The following is a 17,079-nucleotide window of genomic DNA, read 5'->3' as shown; positions in this document are numbered from 1 at the left end:
GCTTTGGGAACCATTAACAGGGCCGCATTGGGGTTATCGCCGGAAAGCGCGGTTGGGCGTTAAGTACGTCGCCAAAAAAAACCGGGTGTTGGTGGGGTTTCGTGAAAAACGGCATCCTTATCTTGCCGAGATAGACAGTTGCGTCGTTATGCATCCTGTCGTTGGAACTAAACTTGTTGAACTTGGCGAAATGATATCAGGGTTAAGCATTCGGGAAAAAATTCCGCAGATTGAGGTCGCTATCGGTGACGGGCAGTGTGTGTTGGCTATCCGTGTATTGGAACCGCCGACGGCAGCCGACCAGGAGCGGATGCGTGCTTTTGGCAAAGTCCATAATCTAACACTATGTCTGCAATCCAAAGGGCCGGATACGATCACGCCTTTAGACGGTGAACAGGAAGTGATACCGACTTACGCCTTGCCCGACCAGGGCATAGAATTTCAATTTCGGCCTTCCATGTTTACCCAGGTGAATTATGAAATTAACCGTCTTATGGTAAACAGGGTATTGGAGACCCTCAACTTAACCAAGGGCGATACCGTACTTGACCTGTTTTGCGGCCTGGGTAACTTTACCTTACCACTCGCTAAATATGCCGGGTTAGCCATAGGCGTGGAAGGCGACCTGCCCTTGGTTAAACACGCCAGGGAAAATGCCCGGCATAACGGTATCGAAAATGCTGAATTTTATGCGGCGGACTTGAGCAAGGATATTAGCGACCAACCCTGGATCAAGCGCAAATACAACAAAATAATGCTTGATCCCTCAAGGGCAGGCGCATCAGAAGTCCTTCATCATTTTAAACAGTGGCAGCCGGAACAGATTGTTTATGTGTCTTGCAATCCTTCCACCCTCGCGCGCGATGCTGGTATTCTCGTCAATGATATGGGCTATAAGCTCGTTAAGGTGGGGGTGATGGATATGTTTCCACAAACCGGACACGTCGAGTCGATGGTTTTGTTTGAGAGGTGAAAGCGGCGGTCGAAACCTGTGCAATATGTAGTGCTTGCTTATAGGATGCTGCCGACATAAGGAGGCGCATCGCTCGCGATTGATGGGCTGCACGTTGTTTAGCCCATCCTATAACACTACGCCATCTGCATGTCTTACGACACCAAAACCTTAACGACTTTCTTTAGAGTCAAGTAAATATTGCCTAATCTAGCCATACATATTCACAAACGACCTGTAAAAAGGTCGCTATAATTGAAAATATTTTTATTTAATCAACTATGGGCAGCACCTTTGATTCGCGTCCAATCCTAATTTCTATAATCAAACCATGGAACTTCAAAACTCATTTGTAAGCTGGTTTCGGAATTCATCGCCTTATATTCACGCGCATCGCAACAAAACCTTTGTCGTCTCTTTTGGCGGCGAGGCGGTGCTGGCTGAAGACTTTGATCACCACGTCCACGATTTTGCCTTGCTCAGCAGCTTGGGGATACGCTTGGTGCTGGTTCATGGCATACGCCCACAGATCGACCAGCGGCTTAACAGGCTTAATGCCCCTGCCCGTTTCCATCATAACCTCCGCATCACCGATGATTTGGCCCTGCAATGCGCCAAAGAAGCCGCAGGGCTGGTGCGTGTGGAAATCGAAGCCTTATTGTCGATGGGCTTGGCTAACTCGCCAATGGCGGATAGCGGCCTTAAAGTCGCGTCCGGAAATTTTGTCACGGCCAAACCCTTGGGTGTTATCGATGGCGTTGATTATTGTCACACCGGCGAAGTTCGGCGTATTGATAGTAACGCCATCCAACAACAACTGGAACAGAAAAATGTCGTGCTAATTTCGCCAATCGGTTACTCGCCCAGTGGCGAAGTCTTTAACCTGTCTGCCGAACAAGTCGCAACAGCAGTGGCGATTTCGCTAAACGCGGAAAAGTTGGTCTTACTCACGGAACAAAGCTTTCAAAATCCCAATAATAATCAGCCGATTCGTCAGATTACGACGGATGAAGCCAATCTATTTTTACAAAAATACCCTAATACACCGGACACCCTTGCCTTGCCCCTTAAAGCCGCCATACAAAGCTGTCAATCGGGGGTAAAGCGGGTTCACTTAATCGACAGGACCCTTGATGGCGCTTTGTTGCTGGAGCTTTTTAGTCGTGACGGTATTGGCACCTTGATTAGCTCAACACCGTTTGAAGCGCTACGTCCCGCCACGCTCAACGACATAGGCGGCATACTTGAGCTAATAAAACCCCTGGAGCAGCAAGGCAAACTGGCAAAACGCTCCAGGGAAAAAATCGAAATGGAAATCGCGGACTATATTGTCCTGGAAAGGGACGGCCTGATTACTGGCTGCATGGCGCTGCATCCTGATGAACAAGGCCAGTTTGGCGCTATTGCCTGTCTTGCAGTCCATCCTGATTATCAAGGATCGGCACGGGGGCAGCGCATGTTCGATTATGTAAACCAAAAAGCCAAGCAACTGAAGCTAAAAAAGCTATTTGTATTATCAACACAAACGGCGCATTGGTTTATTGAGCGGGGGTTTCAGCCCTCGACTATCGCCAATCTTCCAGAACCGCTAAAAGTGCATTACAACCCAGAAAGAAACTCCAAAGTGTTGTGTAAAATCAACGAATGACCGCAAAACATGCCTGATTCTTCCAATTATTTCTCGATATTACAAATTACCGACCCGCATATCTTGGCTACGCCGGAAGCAACTTTATTAGGTGTCAACACTGCTTACTATTTTAATGCGGTTCTGGAACATGCCATCAATTCATACCGGAATTTCGACCTGTGCCTGATCACGGGCGATCTGGCTCAAGACCCTTGCCCGGCGAGTTATCAGTACATACTAAGACGGCTTCAAGCGCACACCATCCCATGCTTATGCTTACCCGGTAATCATGATGATTTCGAAATTATGCAAGAAGTATTGTGTACTGAAAAAGTCAACTGCCGTAAGCAGATGGTGTTAGGAAACTGGCAAATCATTAGCTTGAACAGCCAAATGCAAGGTTCTGAAGTCGGATACTTATCAGTTGAGGAATTAGCGTTTCTGGAGCGGTCATTAAGGGATAGCCCAAACTTTTATGCACTAATCGCCGTTCACCATCATTGCCTGCTCACCGGAAGCCTTTGGATGGATGCCATGATGATTGAAAACGCCCAGGAATTATTTGCCCTTATCAATCGCTTCCCGAACGTGAAAGCTATCATCAATGGCCATATTCATCAGGCTATGGATGTCCAGGTCAATTCTGTCCGGATACTGGCGACACCATCCACCTGTTTTCAGTTCAAACCCCAAAGCGAACGCTTTAGTTTGGATGACTCATCCCCTGGTTATCGTTGGATTAATCTCTATACTGACGGCAGTATGGATTCAGGTGTCGTGCGCTTGCCTGAACAATTGACAGGCTTGCGGACAGATATGGAAGGCTATTGAAGCTTATTAGGCTTGGTTTTGATTTCTTTCGCCAGATAACCGGTGGCATCCACCGGAACGGAATCAATGGTAAGGATCGCACCCAACTCGGTCATCGCCCTTTGGTAAACCTTGCGTTTGAAGTACACGACATCCTTAAGCGGTTCCCAATAATCCACCCAACGCCAGCCATCAAATTCAGGTTTGTGGCAATGATCAAAGCGCACATTGGATTCATGCGTAACCAAACGCAGCATAAACCATATCTGTTTTTGGCCAATGCACAGGGGCACTGAATTTTTGCGGACGTAACGGTCTGGCAGTTGATACTTCAGCCAATAGCGCGTTCGGCCTAGCACCTGGACGTGTTGCTGTTGCAGCCCCGTTTCCTCCCACAATTCACGATACATCGCCGTCTCAGGATCTTCATTTTGATTGATGCCGCCTTGCGGAAATTGCCACAAGTCCACGCCCATCCGTTTTGCCCAAAACACGCGACCCTCGTCATTGCAAAGGATGATGCCGACATTGGGCCGGTATCCTTTTGAGTCGATCATGTCAAAAAACCTTTGTCTTTTACCTCTCCCATCCCTACAGTCCACGTATGATAAAATTGAGGGGTGAGATGGCATTTAGTAATTAAGCACCATTGTTCCACAAAAAAAGCCTAGATGCCATAGGGCATATCCCTTTAATTTTTTAAGCCAGGTTAACTGTGAGTTTAGCGATTTTTGATTTAGACAATACCCTGATTGCCGATGACAGCGACTATCTTTGGGGGCAGTTTCTGGTAGATCAAGGTATTGTTGACAAAGCTTACTATGAGGAGGCCAACGCCAAGTTTTACAGTGACTATAAGCAAGGAGATCTGGATATTTCCATGTTCCTACATTTTTCACTCAAACCGTTGGCTGATAACACGCCTGATGAGCTTTATCGGTGGCGTAACCAGTTCATCGAAACCATCATCCGTCCGCTGCTATTAAAACCGGCACAACAGCTTATAGACAAACACAGAAAACGGGGCGACACGCTAATGGTCATTACCGCGACCAATCGGTTTGTGACCGAACCTATCGTCAAACTTTATGGCATTGAACTTTTATTGGCGACCACGCCGGATTTTGTGGACGGCAGATATACCGGCACTTTTACCGGAATTCCCTGTTTTCAGGAAGGCAAAGTTAAGCTGTTAGAAGAGTGGTTGGAACAGTCTTCAGAAACTCTCGCAAACAGTTGGTTTTACAGCGATTCACACAACGACCTGCCCTTGCTTAAGCGTGTGGACAACCCTGTTGCCGTAGATGCCGACGAAAAGCTAAGCGCTTATGCGAAAGCCGCGAATTGGCCGATGATTAGCCTAAGGACGAGTGATTGTCCGAAACAGCATTTTCAGAAATAGATAGTGGCAGACACCTGTTTGGATGTCCGATTAAAACTATACCACATAGAAAGATTACTTATGAAAGCTCGAATTACTGTTATTACCCTTGGTGTTGACAACTTAGAGGGGTCGCTTCGGTTCTATCGTGATGGCTTGGGCTGGAAGACAGAAGGCATAATCGGCAAGGAGTTTGAACACGGAGCCGTGGCCTTCTTTGACTTGCAAGGCGGGTTAAAGCTTGCAATCTGGCCACGCAAGAGTATTTCCCATGATTCAGGCCTTCCTCTAAGGAACCCAAGCCATAACGAGCTGACTCTCGGACATAACGTATCGTCCAAGGCAGAAGTCGACGCGGTTATGGAGCAAGCAAAAAATGCCGGGGCTATTATCGTGAAACCAGCCCAGGAAACCTTTTGGGGTGGTTACGCCGGTTATTTTCAAGATCCTGACCAGCATTTGTGGGAGGTCGTATGGAATCCGCAGTTGTTACCCCAGGATTAGAGGATAGCAACTCATTCCAGTGTGTAATCATTTTTTCCTGATAAAAAATATCTGCACATTCACTTGTCTTGTCAATTTAAGAAGCTGGTGACCCGTTTGGTCAACATAAACGCCGATGTCTAAATGTGCGGCGGGATCGGTGGCTATGATTTTTATAACATCTCCACTTTGCACTTCCATCAGCGCTTTTTTCAAACGCAATAAAGGTAATGGACAGTTTAAGCCGCTGGCATCAACTTCCAAGGTAAACTCAATCATGGCTAAATTCGATCATGGTTAAATCAATCATTGCTAATTTTTGTCTCGGTTGCGCTAGAGATTGCATATAATAACATCCACGCCCAAATCGACGAATTAGCTTGTAGTGGATTATTTCCCCGTTTTTTTCAACCTTAAGGGACAAGAATGCCTTGTCGTAGGCGCTGGCGACATCGCCGCCCGAAAAATCGAGTTGTTATTCCGTGCTGGGGCAAAAATCACCGTTATCGCCAGGGATATTGGCGCAACAGTCGCTTCCATGCAAACCTCCCATTCATTGACCTTACAACAAACATCCTTTGCTCCTGGCGATTTACGGCAATTCCGGCTGATCGTGTCAGCAACGGACGATACTGAAACCAATCTGCTGGTTGCCAAAACTGCCGAAGAGCAGGGCGTTCCGGTCAATGTAGTCGATAATCCTGGACTTAGCAGTTTTATCTTCCCTGCAATCGTTGACCGTTCACCGATTGTTATTGCGGTATCTTCCGGGGGCTCTGCCCCGGTTTTGGCACGATTGCTCAGGGCTAAAATTGAATCCGTCATTCCGCCCGCTTATGGGAGGTTAGCGGGCCTGGCTGAAAAATTCAGGGATAAGGTCAAACAGCGCATTAAAATTGCGCCACAACGGCGGATTTTTTGGGAGAACGTATTCCAGGGAACCATCACCGAACAAGTCTTTTTTGGAAATGAGCAGAATGCTGAAAAGCTGATAAAGCTAGCGCTTGACGATTATGACGGCAGCGCTAACACGGGTGAAGTCTATTTGATAGGCGCTGGCCCAGGTGCCGCCGATTTATTGACGTTCCGGGCGCTGCGCTTACTACAGCAAGCGGATGTCGTGGTTTATGACCGCTTGGTGTCTACGGAAATTATCGACCTTGCCCGCCGGGATGCTGAAAAAATTTATGCCGGTAAACAACGGCAAAACCATACATTGCCACAAATTTCCATAAACCATCTGCTGGCTGATCTAGCAAAAGCAGGAAAACGGGTGGCCCGCTTAAAAGGCGGCGATCCTTTCATCTTTGGCCGTGGTGGTGAAGAAATAGAAACCTTAATGGCGCAAGGCATTCATTTTCAGGTCGTACCCGGCATTACTGCCGCATCTGGTTGTGCAAGCTACGCGGGCATCCCTTTGACGCACCGCGATCATGCCCAGTCCTGTGTTTTCGTGACCGGACATCTAAAAAATGATTGCGTCAACCTAAACTGGACACAATTGGCATTGCCCAACCAAACCGTGGTCATTTATATGGGTTTGATTGGACTGGAGCAAATTTGTCAATCCCTGATTGCACATGGCAGCCCTAGTGAATTGCCCATCGCCTTGATACAACAAGGCACAACGGACAATCAAAAAGTTATTACCGGCACATTGGCAACCTTACCCGCATTGGTGGCAAAGCAAGCCATTAAAGCGCCAACAATTATAATTATTGGCACGGTGGTAAGCTTGCATGACAAACTAAGTTGGTTTGGGGAATGCCGTTAAGCTAAGCGATTTAGTCCCCTCTCCCTTAAGGGATGCCTACAAGGATGTAGGTAAGTAGGTGGAAAAGGCTCCTGTATTTTCCATATTCACCACGTTCCTGTGGCTTGACAACGCAGGAGCAGCATAGCGGTATGCCGAGAAGGTTAGGATGAGGGGAATATAATCACCAGATTTTACTAAACAACCACCAGCTAAAGCTGGTGGTTGTTTAGTAAGGCAAAGAAAAATGCAGAAAACTATGCAATTACTCGACAATATTCGCACCGCGCTTTATAGGGCAGAGAAAGAAAAGAAGAAGGCCGCAATTCTCCATAGCCTTGTCCTTATTCACGCCATTGAACTTAAAAACCTGGAGCCACTGGAGTTTTGTATATTGCTCGGCATCCATGAAAGTTACAAAAGAGAATTTCTGAAGATGCTCGCAGTTTCACGTGTGTTGCGGAACTCAGTTACCCTGTCCGAAAGAACTAATATTATGATAGGGCAGTAAGGGGTATAAATGTAAATACTGTTATCGAAGTCAAGCGACATGAAGAACAGGGTCGTTGGGGTGAGGCACGATCCCCAACCTACACACTAAAACAATTAAGTTACTACTTATGAGCATCAAATCAGACAGATGGATACGCCGTATGGCACAACAACACGGCATGATAGAACCGTTTGAATCCGGTCAAATCAGGGATTCCGAAAAAGGACGCGTTATTTCCTACGGCACGTCGAGTTATGGTTATGACGTACGCTGCTCGGACGAATTCAAGATTTTCACCAACATCAATTCTGCGGTGGTCGATCCCAAAAATTTCGATTCCAACAGCTTTGTGGATATAAAAGCCGATGTGTGCATTATTCCGCCCAACTCCTTCGCCTTGGCGCGGACGGTGGAGTTTTTTCGCATTCCCCGCGATGTGTTGACGGTATGCCTGGGCAAATCGACTTATGCCCGTTGCGGGATTATCGTGAATGTCACGCCGCTGGAACCGGAATGGGAAGGCCACGTCACCCTGGAGTTTTCCAATACCACCACGCTGCCGGCAAAAATCTATGCAAATGAAGGTGTTGCCCAAATGCTATTTTTTGGCAGCGACGAGGTTTGCGAAACGTCTTACAAAGACCGGGGCGGGAAGTACCAGGGGCAGACGGGCGTGACCTTGCCTAAAGCCTAAATGGACATGGATAACTCCCCGTTCAGCCCCGACCGTTTTTTTAAAAATGCCTGCTTGTTTGAAGCCGCCCTGATTGTGGTCGCCGTAGTATTAGGATGGCTGGGCGCTATCAATCCGTTTGCCTCTTTACAGTATTCTGATACCGCTATCATCTATGGAATCTTGGGGACTATCCCCTTATTTCTTCTGTTTTTACTTCTGGAGCGGCTCACAGCCAAATCCGTCGTTACTATCAGGCGTTTGCTGCTGGAAACTTTAGGGCCTGGCCTGCACCGCTATCATTGGGCGGACTTATTCATCCTGGCGGCCATTGCCGGCATATCCGAAGAAATCCTATTTCGTGGAGTGATCCAACCCTGGATGGAATCATCCTGGGGTCTGACTGCTGGCTTGGTTGGCAGTAATCTTGTCTTTGGTTTGGTGCATGCCGTAACACCGTTATATGCTGTATTGGCTACGTTGGTCGGTGTATATTTGGGACTTGCCTTGGATTATGGCGGTGAAAGAAATCTGTTAACCCCGATCATCATCCACTGGCTGTATGATTTTCTGGCATTTCTAGCCCTTATGCGTAGTTATCGCGCTAGCTTGGTTACACAAAATCATTTAAACGATGACTGATAAGCTCACCACGAACAGAATCAATGCGATACCGCTTGTCCTGGCCTGTCGAAGAATTAAGTCAGCGATTCCTTACACATAATGTGTTTTAAGACAGTATCTACTTGGCTTTGGTTGTAAAGAAAAGGTCATTCCTGCAATAACTCCCGCACATGCTTTTCAAGTCCTGGATGCGAACCAAAAGCGCAATCCCTGAGTAAGCCTTTTTTGTCCACCAAAATGTGGGAAGGGGTTCCTTTCAGGTTAAACAGCTCAAAAGTCTGGGCGTGGTATTCCAGTTTTTGCAGGTAACCCCGGATTTGATGCATGACGTTTTCTTGGTAAACTTTGACTTTTTGCCCAAAATTGTGGATATGTTCTTCAATAAAGGCAGTGATTTCATCTTCGCTTACCTCAATATCCCGCTTTACCAAGCGATCCATCGCCAAAGGGAAGGGTATGCTGAAAGGTAGCCGCCCCGCCGTCAGGATGCCGTGTTGGTCTAGCATATTCAAGGTCTCGCCTATAACCTCTTGGGTTTTGACGAGCCGAAGCAGATTTTCCAGGGTATTCTTGTCGAAATCCTCGAATGCGGTGGCGATGCCTAGCACGGTCAGCCCTGCGCCAGAATAGCGTTGGTGCAAGTCTATCGCTTGCGGCAGTGCGTACAGGAAACAGCCAGGGCAATTGACCTGAAACACTTCCAGTAACACCACTCTGCCCGTAAGTTGGTCGAAATTAGTGGGTTCTCCCTGAACCCAGTCGGATACCGAAAATAAGGGAGCTTTTTGGCCGATACGTGCTTTTGTCAAGATGTTTGGAGGCTAGTAGGCTTGTGTTCAGTTGCAATGGCTGTGGCAGAAAAAAGAAGATCTGCAAGGGCCAGGGTTTGAGATTTTAATAATGAAGACATAAGATAGCTCCCGAGAGTTAGACTTGTTTGCATTAATTGCACTAAACAATACGGGGCATCTTGGGCTGTTTTTTGCGTTGATGCTAGGTGATAATTTAAGCAGCCTAACTTTTCAATCTGATGATTAAATAACGCTTGAAATTAAGTAGTTGTTTAGCGCAAACATAATAGCATCTGAATATAAATGGCAGTTCAACCGGAATTAAAATATTTGGCTATTTCAGTATGCCAGCTTAACGAAGACTGTGATAGACCAGGACGACGGAAGAGGTTGTGTTGCGAATGGGTTAAAGCTAAAAAAACACATTAAACGGCTCAACCAGCACTTTTTCGCCGCTACTTACACCCTTAGAATCAGCGGACAAGATAATATAGCAGTTGCTCTGGCTCATTGAGCTGAGGATATGAGAGCCTTGTTGCCCAGTGGATGCCACAAAAAAATTTCCGTCAGTATCTTGCGTGAGGATGCCGCGCTGAAATTCTTGCCGACCTGGCGCTTTTTTTAGGGCGGTGATACAAGTCGCCAGCAACCGCAACGGCTTGTTTGCTGCCGCGCCAGACAACTGTTTAAGCGCTGGGGCAACAATCTGTTGAAAAGTGACTATAACTGAAACCGGATTGCCGGGCAGGCCAAAAAAATAACACGGCCCGATTTTACCGAAGGCCAGCGGCTTGCCGGGCTTGATGGCAATTTTCCAAAAGTTGACTACCCCGCAGCTTGCCAAAATATCGTTGATATAGTCGGCATCCCCGACCGAAGCCCCGCCTGTGGTAATAATCACGTCATTGCACTCAGCCGCTTGCTTAATGCCATCTTCAAGCAACTGCCTGTCATCGGGTATCACTCCCATATCGACTACGCTGTAACAAGGATCAGCCAGCAATCCAGCCAGAGCATAACGGTTGCTGTCGTAGATTTTTCCCAGTTCCGGCTGTTGGCCTATGCCCATTAATTCGTCGCCCGTGGAAAAAAAGGCAATATTCAGTTTGCGCCGCACCGGCAAATCATAGATTCCGGCAGAAGCCAGCAATCCGATATCAGCCGCCGTTAATTTTTTCAGCCGAGGACATACCAAACTGCCTTGTTTAATGTCTTCGCCCGCTTCCCGGATATTCTGATAGGCAGCGATGTTTGCCGGAAATACGATATTTTCCCCATCTGCGCTAACCTGCTCCTGGATAACCACAGAATCGGTTTCATCCGGTAACAATGCCCCAGTAAAAATCCGCACACATTGGCCCGCTTGCAGCGAGCCTTGGAAAGGTTTGCCTGCCCAGGAAACACCCGTCAGGCTAAGCGTGAAAGGCTGATTAGCATTAATATCCTTGCTAGATAAGGCATAGCCATCCATAGATGAGTTTCTGCCAAAAGGAATATTGATAGGCGAAACAACGCCTTCCGACAGAACTCGTCCCAGGGCGTTTTTTAATGCCACCCGTTCCGAAGCCATAACCGGTTGTATGGCTATCTTGATCCTTTCTAATGCGTCATCAAGGCTCAATAACGATGTAGATTCGAGGCTGCATGGATCAATCATGTTCGTACCTTGAATTGATGGAATTGCTGGATAATGAATTTTGCAATTAGCTCAGGCTGATTGAGGTCTAATTGCACCAAACTTTGGGGAGTGGCTAACGGATAGTCGGTAGCAATCGCAATAATGTCAGGGTCGTTGGGGTAAAGTAAGGGGTTGTTAAGTGACGGCCTGTGCAGTTCTATTTTAGGGAAATGTGCCGCCTTGAATCCCTCAACCAAGATCAAATCCAGTTCCGACTGGTCGAACGTGAGCAGTTGCTCATCCAGCATGGGTTCCCTGGCGGGTTGAAATTCTGTGATGATTGCGCGTCTGTGCGTTGACACCAGCATGACCGGCGACGCTCCTGCTTCGCGCAAGCGGAAACTGTCTTTGCTGGGCTGGTCTATCTGAAAATTATGGTGGCTGTGTTTGATTAAACCTATGCGTAAACCCTGTTGCTTTAATATCGGGATGAGTTGAGTTAACAACGTGGTTTTTCCCGTTCCACTAAAAGCCGCGAAGCCTATAATTGGGACCTTAGCATTTTTCATAGTCATCAGGGCATAAAAGCCATTATCAAATAAACAGGGGGCAAGTCTCGTTAGCAACAGTATTCTAAGGTATTATTTAAGCTGCGGCTAAGAAATAGAAACCTCAAAACGGCCATTGCGCCGGAGCATAGTGTGATTCGAGTTTACCTGGTCTTGTTGTTGATCGTCATTGCCATTTACGCGTTGTGGGCTTTTCAAAGGGCATCGCCAGAGAATGTGGCGCGTATTATCAGAATCCTATTTTTCTCCCTTATCGGCCTTGGACTCCTTTATTTGGGCGTTACCGGCCACTTGAACTGGTTGTTTGCGCTGCTTGGTATTTTTGTGGCCTTTGCTGCACGGATGTTGCCGGTGCTGCTCCGCTATGCACCTTATCTGCACCGCTTATGGCTAGATTTTATTGCATCCAAACAGCAATCATCGCAGAGGCAAGGCGAAAGGCCTAGCCCCAAAGGGGGCATGACTAAAGAGGAGGCTTACGAGGTGCTAGGATTAAAGCCCGGTGCTACAGAGCAGGAAATCATCGCCGCACACCGTAAACTCATGCAAAAAATTCATCCCGATCGTGGCGGCTCGGATTACCTGGCTGCCAAAATAAATTCGGCAAAAAAAATCTTACTGAATAAATAACGCCCGCCATGATTTTTCAGGCTTCAAAACCAAGCGTCTTAGCAGTATGGACACTAATTGTGCTGCTGACGGCCTGCGCCCAACCGACTAATTACGCGCCGGTAAAAACAGTAAACCAAGCTATTGAACCCAATAATGGCTATGTCCGTGAAAAAATGCCCATTAGCCCCGACTATATTCAGGGTAGGCCGCAACAATCAACTGAGAGCCTTCATAAAGAACAAGAAGATAACCCTGTTCGGCAAAACCCAGTTATTAATAGGTTGCCTTATCCTGACCCGTATCAAAATCAATCCTACCAAAACCCTACAGATCAGGCTATAAAAAAGGAAGATCTGCGTTCTTCAAACACTGCGATTGTTTATCAAAATCAGGGGGTTCTGAAGCAACACCCTTTACCTTATAATGTAGAGCCCAGTATAATAAACAAACCGGTTCATCCTGCCGTTGATAAAAATCCGGCTTCAAAACCGCAAAGATCACCAACCACAGACCAACAGCCTATCGACCCCTCAAAAAATAACTCAATAATTTCAATCACTAATATTATTAACCAGCATAAAAACCCACAAAATAACGCAAAACCGTTGGACAAATTCTGGGTAACACAGAAAAATAATAAAGAAAAAAAATCAATTATTTCAATTGATAATAAAAAAATGTTAAAGTTAAACTTTCAATGGCCTTTGCAAGGTAAAATTTTCAGGAATTTTTCTCAAACCGATAACAAAGGGATCGACATCAAGGGAAAAGTTGGGCAACCGGTACACGCTGCTGAGGCAGGTAAGGCGGTTTATTGTGGGCAAGGGTTGGCAGGCTTCGGAAACTTGGCGATTATAAAACATAACGAGACCTATTTAAGCGCCTACGCAAACAACAGCAAGCTGTACATCAAGGAAGGACAACAGGTGGAAAAAGGCCAAACGATTGGACAAGTGGGGTTAACGGGGTTAAAAAAAGCATCATTACACTTTGAAATAAGAAAGAATGGCAAACCAATCAATCCATTAACATTATTGCCGAAACATTAATGCAGCACCTATTTTCGCTAATTATATGATGTGTTTGTAACATATCGGTATATATGGAAATTATTGAAAACCTACTCGTCAATAAAGAATAGGTGCTGCATTAACGTCTCTTTCGGTTAGGCAGGCCAACCCGGGAGTTATTATGAACGAAGAAATATTTGAACCTACGGATGAAGATATAGCTGTCTCCTTTGACGATGACCTCTCCCTTGAAGAGGATATGGACGCAGATAATTTTGCCGACCATAAGCCCGTTATCGAAGATCCCGCCCTTCTGCAAGCACGAAGCGAGGGCGGCTTTGATGCCACGCGGGTTTATTTAAACGAACTCAGCCGCTCAAAATTACTCACCGCCGATCAAGAAAAAATTTACGGCAAACGCACCCTTAAGGGTGACCGGGAAGCCCGCAAGATCATGATCGAGAGCAATTTACGGCTGGTGGTAAAAATTTCCAGGCGCTATCTCAACAGGGGATTGCCGTTGTTAGATTTGATTGAGGAAGGCAACCTGGGCCTGATCCGTGCTGTGGAGAAATTCGACCCGGAACGGGGTTTCCGCTTCTCAACGTATGCGACTTGGTGGATACGACAAACCATAGAGCGGGCGATCATGAATCAGACGCGCACCATCCGCCTGCCGATTCATATCGTAAAAGAAATGAACACCTACCTCAAAGCCCAGCGTCAATTGGCACAATTGCTGGACTATGAACCCAGCGCCGAAGATGTCGCGCGGCATCTCGACAAACCTGTGAGCAAAGTGGAAAAAATGCTCAAGCTGAACGAACGGGTTACTTCTATCGATGTTCCCGGTAGCAAGGATTTTGACCAGCCCCTGGTTGAATCACTCTCGGATAGCGAACGCGCATCGCCTTCAGACCAGTTGCAGGAAGAGGGAATGAAGCAAAACGTTGCGGCCTGGGTGTTTCAATTACCCGAAAAGCAGCGAGAAGTTGTCTGTCGCCGATATGGTCTTTGCGGTTACGAAGACTCAACGCTTGAAGAAGTTGCCCAGGAACTGAATGTAACAAGGGAGCGTGTCAGACAAATCCAAATGGATGGTTTAAAAAGATTAAAAGAAATACTGGAGGTCAGTGGCTATTCGTTTGAGTCGATTTTCAATTAAATCAGCCAATTAAATAAGATCGTTTTGTAAAGGCCAATCCCGGTAATTAAACACCTGCCCCTGCTCGCGGACAACCGCACACGCAGCAAGCGATACCTCGCCTATTACCCATTGCACGGCATTCAGTTCGCCGGCAACCAAAACTCCATTATCTGGAAAACCGCGATCCACAGGCGTGTAAATGGCCGCTGCGCCAATATTGACATCGATGGCTTCAGACCATTCCGCATGGCCCACCAGGCAAGACTGCACGACATAACACTGATTTTCCAGCGCCCTGGCCTGACAACCGATTTTAACCCGGTGATACCCCGCCAAGGTATCCGTACAACTGGGAACCAAAATCAGATTTGCTCCCGCTTCCACCTGTTTTCTCGCCAACAGGGGAAATTCGCTGTCATAACAAATGTTAATCGCGATTTTGCCGTACTCGGTATCAAAACACTTTAATTCCGTGCCACCCCGAATAAACCATTGCTCATTCTCGAAGCGGGTCATCATCAGCTTATCCTGATAATCAACCTTGCCGTCCGGCATAAACAGATACGCACGGTTACGGTAAACACCTGGTTCACAACCTACCGGAAAGCTGCCTGATTGGATAAGGCATTGGTGCTGTTTTGCCAACCTTTTGAACAGGTCAAGATAATCATCATGCACAGACTGCATGGCGGCCAGTTGTTTATCCAGCGACGAATAAACGTCTTGGCCGAATAACGATGCCAGCTCCATACTGGCATATTCGGGAAACAGCAATATCTGGGCATCTTGTTGGATGGCATCGGTTACCCAGCGCTCAACCTTCTGCTGATAATCCTGCCAACTCGCCAGAAAGCTGATGTCGTATTGGGCGGATGCAACCTTAACGTTCATGTTTTAACCAAAATGTCATTGGTTTTGCGGTTTCTTCGGCGTCGTCCAAATCCTTCCACATATAGGTCGTCTTAAGTTCAGGATGCTTGACATAGCCGCGCTTATTCCAGAACTTATCCAACGGCACATAATCTGCCGGTCGACTCGGATGATCGACCGGACGCTCCACGCAACAGAAAGTAATGTGTTTAAAACCGCCCAACTCTTGTGCGTGGGCTTCCCGCTCTTCAAAGAAACGGACACCTAACCCTAAGCCACGGTAAGCCTTATTAAGCACGGATTCACTGCAATAAAACACTTCGTCCAGGTTATAACTATGGTCAAGAAACGGCTTTTTCAGCTCGTCCGTTTCATATTTCATCGGAATGGCTGTGGAAGCCCCGACAATCTTATTGTCATCGAAAGCCAGCACAATCACACTTTCAGGGTGGTCTATGTAAGTCTGGAGGTACTTTTTTTCATAAGCCAGCGTGCCATCATACAAATAAGGAAAATCCCGGAACACTTCGATCCTGAGACGGGCGAGTTCAGGGATATAGGGGAGGAGGTTAGTGCCGCTCTTGCTTTCGACACGGATATTTTTGGTCATTGTATTGTCACATCGGGTAAATGGGGTTCTTTTATCTGAAGCCAATTAATTTTAGGACTGAAAACAATAAATAACTCACGGGACATAACTCCGTCCAACATCCTGAAACCCTGTGGTCGGGGTAACATGCCCTGTCCGGCTCTCAGCTCAAGGCGCTTTATTTTTATCGTCGGTTACGCTGGAAAAGCTAAAGCCATTGTCAATCTTGCCAATCTCTTCAATCACTTTTTGCGCCAACTTGTTAGCTGGTTGATCGGAAAATACTGCATAACGCATTAAGTTTTCCGTATAGGTTTGCTTGTCCTTGTATTGGCTATAAAGAGCAAACAGCAAGGCGGCTATCCCTGTCATTGTGGTTTGGACGATAGGCGATTCATACCACTTCTGGTCAGGTCGTCTGTTTTTCAACCAGAGGGCTAAGCACGGCCAGATAAAAACCGCGAAGGCAAAAAAAATGGAGAATACGGACAAAATTTTGTTAAAAATAGAATAAATGCTTGCTTTGAGGTAAAGGTCATAGACCAGGATTAATTTTTGCTCGTCATTTACTTTAGCAATTTCTGTGCTGTTGTTTTCAGAGGCCTGGCAGACGCGAATTTTGGCATAGTTCATTAGCAGCCTTGCGCTAGGCTGAATGGGACTCAATATGCTGATAACATTTTTATCACAGGATTCGGATGTACAGCCCAGCAGTAAAACCAGCGGCAATATCAATACCAGACATTTCTGTTTCATTATCAATACTCATTTTAACAAATAATCGATCAGTGAATTGTACTGTACATCATATGGCCGAGCGCTAGGTAGCTCACCATTACCAGAAATGGCAACATCTTTAATGACGCGATTATAGGTATCCACCTGGAAGCGCTGATAAAAATCGCCTTGTTGGACATCGCCAAGGAAAAGTATCAGCTCCTCCTCAAGTAATACCAATCCCAATAGATTATCATATTAATAAAGCCCATTTACGGGAGCAAAGATTTCGGATGGTGTCGGGTTGGCTGGCGAACTGGTTCCATGCGTGGCAACACACATCAACGATCTGGTCAT

General features: G+C 46.6%; 21 protein-coding genes. 12 read left to right on the top strand and 9 right to left on the bottom strand.

Annotation, left to right across the window (positions count from 1 at the left end; translation table 11 throughout):
- The 3 genes from rlmD to cpdA form a co-directional block, all read left to right on the top strand.
- Window positions 1-973, top strand: a 973-nt coding sequence (rlmD, locus tag ACLQ6D_RS15370) for a 23S rRNA (uracil(1939)-C(5))-methyltransferase RlmD (protein ID WP_411728193.1), incomplete at its 5' end; no start/stop codon positions are given.
- Window positions 974-1,283: 310 nt separating this feature from the next.
- Window positions 1,284-2,600, top strand: coding sequence for an amino-acid N-acetyltransferase (gene argA, locus ACLQ6D_RS15365; RefSeq protein ID WP_411728192.1), 1,317 nt, complete (start codon window positions 1,284-1,286; stop codon window positions 2,598-2,600).
- Window positions 2,601-2,609: 9 nt separating this feature from the next.
- Entirely contained in the window at window positions 2,610-3,413 is an 804-nt protein-coding gene (cpdA, locus tag ACLQ6D_RS15360) for a 3',5'-cyclic-AMP phosphodiesterase (RefSeq protein ID WP_411728191.1), read from the top strand.
- Here the strand turns inward: cpdA and ACLQ6D_RS15355 are convergent.
- Entirely contained in the window at window positions 3,407-3,949 is a 543-nt protein-coding gene (locus tag ACLQ6D_RS15355; protein ID WP_411728190.1) for an RNA pyrophosphohydrolase, read from the bottom strand. The genes cpdA and ACLQ6D_RS15355 overlap by 7 nt on opposite strands.
- 158 nt (window positions 3,950-4,107) lie before the next feature.
- Here ACLQ6D_RS15355 and ACLQ6D_RS15350 point away from each other — a divergent pair, with 158 nt between their 5' ends.
- The gene (locus tag ACLQ6D_RS15350; RefSeq protein ID WP_411728189.1) at window positions 4,108-4,794 is read left to right on the top strand and encodes an HAD family hydrolase; all 687 of its coding nucleotides are present in this window, start codon (window positions 4,108-4,110) and stop codon (window positions 4,792-4,794) included.
- 60 nt (window positions 4,795-4,854) lie between these two features.
- Window positions 4,855-5,277 carry a VOC family protein gene (locus tag ACLQ6D_RS15345; RefSeq protein ID WP_411728188.1) on the top strand — a complete coding sequence of 141 codons (423 nt, stop codon included), beginning with the start codon at window positions 4,855-4,857 and terminating at the stop codon, window positions 5,275-5,277.
- A gap of 27 nt (window positions 5,278-5,304) precedes the next feature.
- Here the strand turns inward: ACLQ6D_RS15345 and ACLQ6D_RS15340 are convergent, their stop codons facing one another.
- Window positions 5,305-5,535 (bottom strand): sulfurtransferase TusA family protein, encoded by a 231-nt coding sequence (locus tag ACLQ6D_RS15340; RefSeq protein WP_411728187.1) that lies wholly within the window; start codon window positions 5,533-5,535, stop codon window positions 5,305-5,307.
- A gap of 106 nt (window positions 5,536-5,641) precedes the next feature.
- On the opposite strand from ACLQ6D_RS15340, the gene cysG reads away from it, so the two are divergent.
- From cysG to ACLQ6D_RS15320, 4 genes are all read left to right on the top strand, one after another.
- Complete coding sequence (gene cysG, locus ACLQ6D_RS15335; protein ID WP_411728186.1) at window positions 5,642-7,030, top strand: siroheme synthase CysG; 1,389 nt, start codon at window positions 5,642-5,644, stop codon at window positions 7,028-7,030.
- A gap of 226 nt (window positions 7,031-7,256) precedes the next feature.
- A complete protein-coding gene (locus ACLQ6D_RS15330; protein ID WP_411728185.1) occupies window positions 7,257-7,520 on the top strand; it encodes a hypothetical protein in 264 nt (87 codons plus the stop codon).
- Between the two features lie 109 nt (window positions 7,521-7,629).
- Window positions 7,630-8,196 carry a dCTP deaminase gene (gene dcd / locus ACLQ6D_RS15325; protein ID WP_411728184.1) on the top strand — a complete coding sequence of 189 codons (567 nt, stop codon included), beginning with the start codon at window positions 7,630-7,632 and terminating at the stop codon, window positions 8,194-8,196.
- A 6-nt stretch (window positions 8,197-8,202) separates the two neighbouring features.
- Complete coding sequence (locus ACLQ6D_RS15320; protein WP_411728183.1) at window positions 8,203-8,817, top strand: lysostaphin resistance A-like protein; 615 nt, start codon at window positions 8,203-8,205, stop codon at window positions 8,815-8,817.
- Between the two features lie 128 nt (window positions 8,818-8,945).
- Here the strand turns inward: ACLQ6D_RS15320 and ACLQ6D_RS15315 are convergent, their stop codons facing one another.
- The 3 genes from ACLQ6D_RS15315 to mobB all read right to left on the bottom strand — a co-directional run bounded on the left by ACLQ6D_RS15315 (window position 8,946) and on the right by mobB (window position 11,777).
- Window positions 8,946-9,608 (bottom strand): peroxiredoxin family protein, encoded by a 663-nt coding sequence (locus tag ACLQ6D_RS15315; protein ID WP_411728182.1) that lies wholly within the window; start codon window positions 9,606-9,608, stop codon window positions 8,946-8,948.
- Window positions 9,609-10,002: 394 nt separating this feature from the next.
- Entirely contained in the window at window positions 10,003-11,247 is a 1,245-nt protein-coding gene (gene glp / locus ACLQ6D_RS15310) for a gephyrin-like molybdotransferase Glp (RefSeq protein WP_411728181.1), read from the bottom strand.
- The gene (gene mobB, locus ACLQ6D_RS15305; RefSeq protein ID WP_411728180.1) at window positions 11,244-11,777 is read right to left on the bottom strand and encodes a molybdopterin-guanine dinucleotide biosynthesis protein B; all 534 of its coding nucleotides are present in this window, start codon (window positions 11,775-11,777) and stop codon (window positions 11,244-11,246) included. The genes glp and mobB overlap by 4 nt, the downstream gene beginning before the upstream one ends.
- Window positions 11,778-11,909: 132 nt before the next feature.
- Between mobB and ACLQ6D_RS15300 the strand changes: the two genes are divergently transcribed.
- From ACLQ6D_RS15300 to rpoS, 3 genes are all read left to right on the top strand, one after another.
- Window positions 11,910-12,407: a DnaJ domain-containing protein gene (locus tag ACLQ6D_RS15300; RefSeq protein ID WP_411728179.1), complete on the top strand. Its 498-nt coding sequence runs from the start codon at window positions 11,910-11,912 to the stop codon at window positions 12,405-12,407.
- Between the two features lie 8 nt (window positions 12,408-12,415).
- Window positions 12,416-13,438, top strand: a complete 1,023-nt coding sequence (locus tag ACLQ6D_RS15295) for a peptidoglycan DD-metalloendopeptidase family protein (RefSeq protein ID WP_411728178.1) — start codon at window positions 12,416-12,418, stop codon at window positions 13,436-13,438.
- 142 nt (window positions 13,439-13,580) lie between these two features.
- The gene (gene rpoS, locus ACLQ6D_RS15290) at window positions 13,581-14,564 is read left to right on the top strand and encodes an RNA polymerase sigma factor RpoS (RefSeq protein WP_411728177.1); all 984 of its coding nucleotides are present in this window, start codon (window positions 13,581-13,583) and stop codon (window positions 14,562-14,564) included.
- Window positions 14,565-14,573: 9 nt separating this feature from the next.
- On the opposite strand, the gene ACLQ6D_RS15285 is transcribed toward rpoS, so the two are convergent.
- From ACLQ6D_RS15285 to ACLQ6D_RS15270, 4 genes are all read right to left on the bottom strand, one after another.
- On the bottom strand, window positions 14,574-15,437 hold the full coding sequence (locus ACLQ6D_RS15285) for a carbon-nitrogen hydrolase family protein (protein ID WP_411728176.1): 864 nt from the start codon (window positions 15,435-15,437) through the stop codon (window positions 14,574-14,576).
- Complete coding sequence (locus ACLQ6D_RS15280) at window positions 15,427-16,026, bottom strand: GNAT family N-acetyltransferase (protein WP_411728175.1); 600 nt, start codon at window positions 16,024-16,026, stop codon at window positions 15,427-15,429. Before ACLQ6D_RS15280 ends, ACLQ6D_RS15285 begins: the two co-directional genes overlap by 11 nt.
- A gap of 147 nt (window positions 16,027-16,173) precedes the next feature.
- Window positions 16,174-16,761, bottom strand: coding sequence for a hypothetical protein (locus ACLQ6D_RS15275; RefSeq protein ID WP_411728174.1), 588 nt, complete (start codon window positions 16,759-16,761; stop codon window positions 16,174-16,176).
- Window positions 16,762-16,770: 9 nt separating this feature from the next.
- Window positions 16,771-16,968 (bottom strand): hypothetical protein, encoded by a 198-nt coding sequence (locus tag ACLQ6D_RS15270; protein WP_411728173.1) that lies wholly within the window; start codon window positions 16,966-16,968, stop codon window positions 16,771-16,773.
- Between the last annotated feature and the right edge of the window lie 111 nt (window positions 16,969-17,079).

Origin of the sequence: Methyloglobulus sp. (assembly GCF_046714055.1) — a bacterium.
Lineage (GTDB): Bacteria > Pseudomonadota > Gammaproteobacteria > Methylococcales > Methylomonadaceae > Methyloglobulus.
Note: the sequence above shows the minus strand (reverse complement) of the source record. Positions and strands in the feature narration are given on the sequence as shown.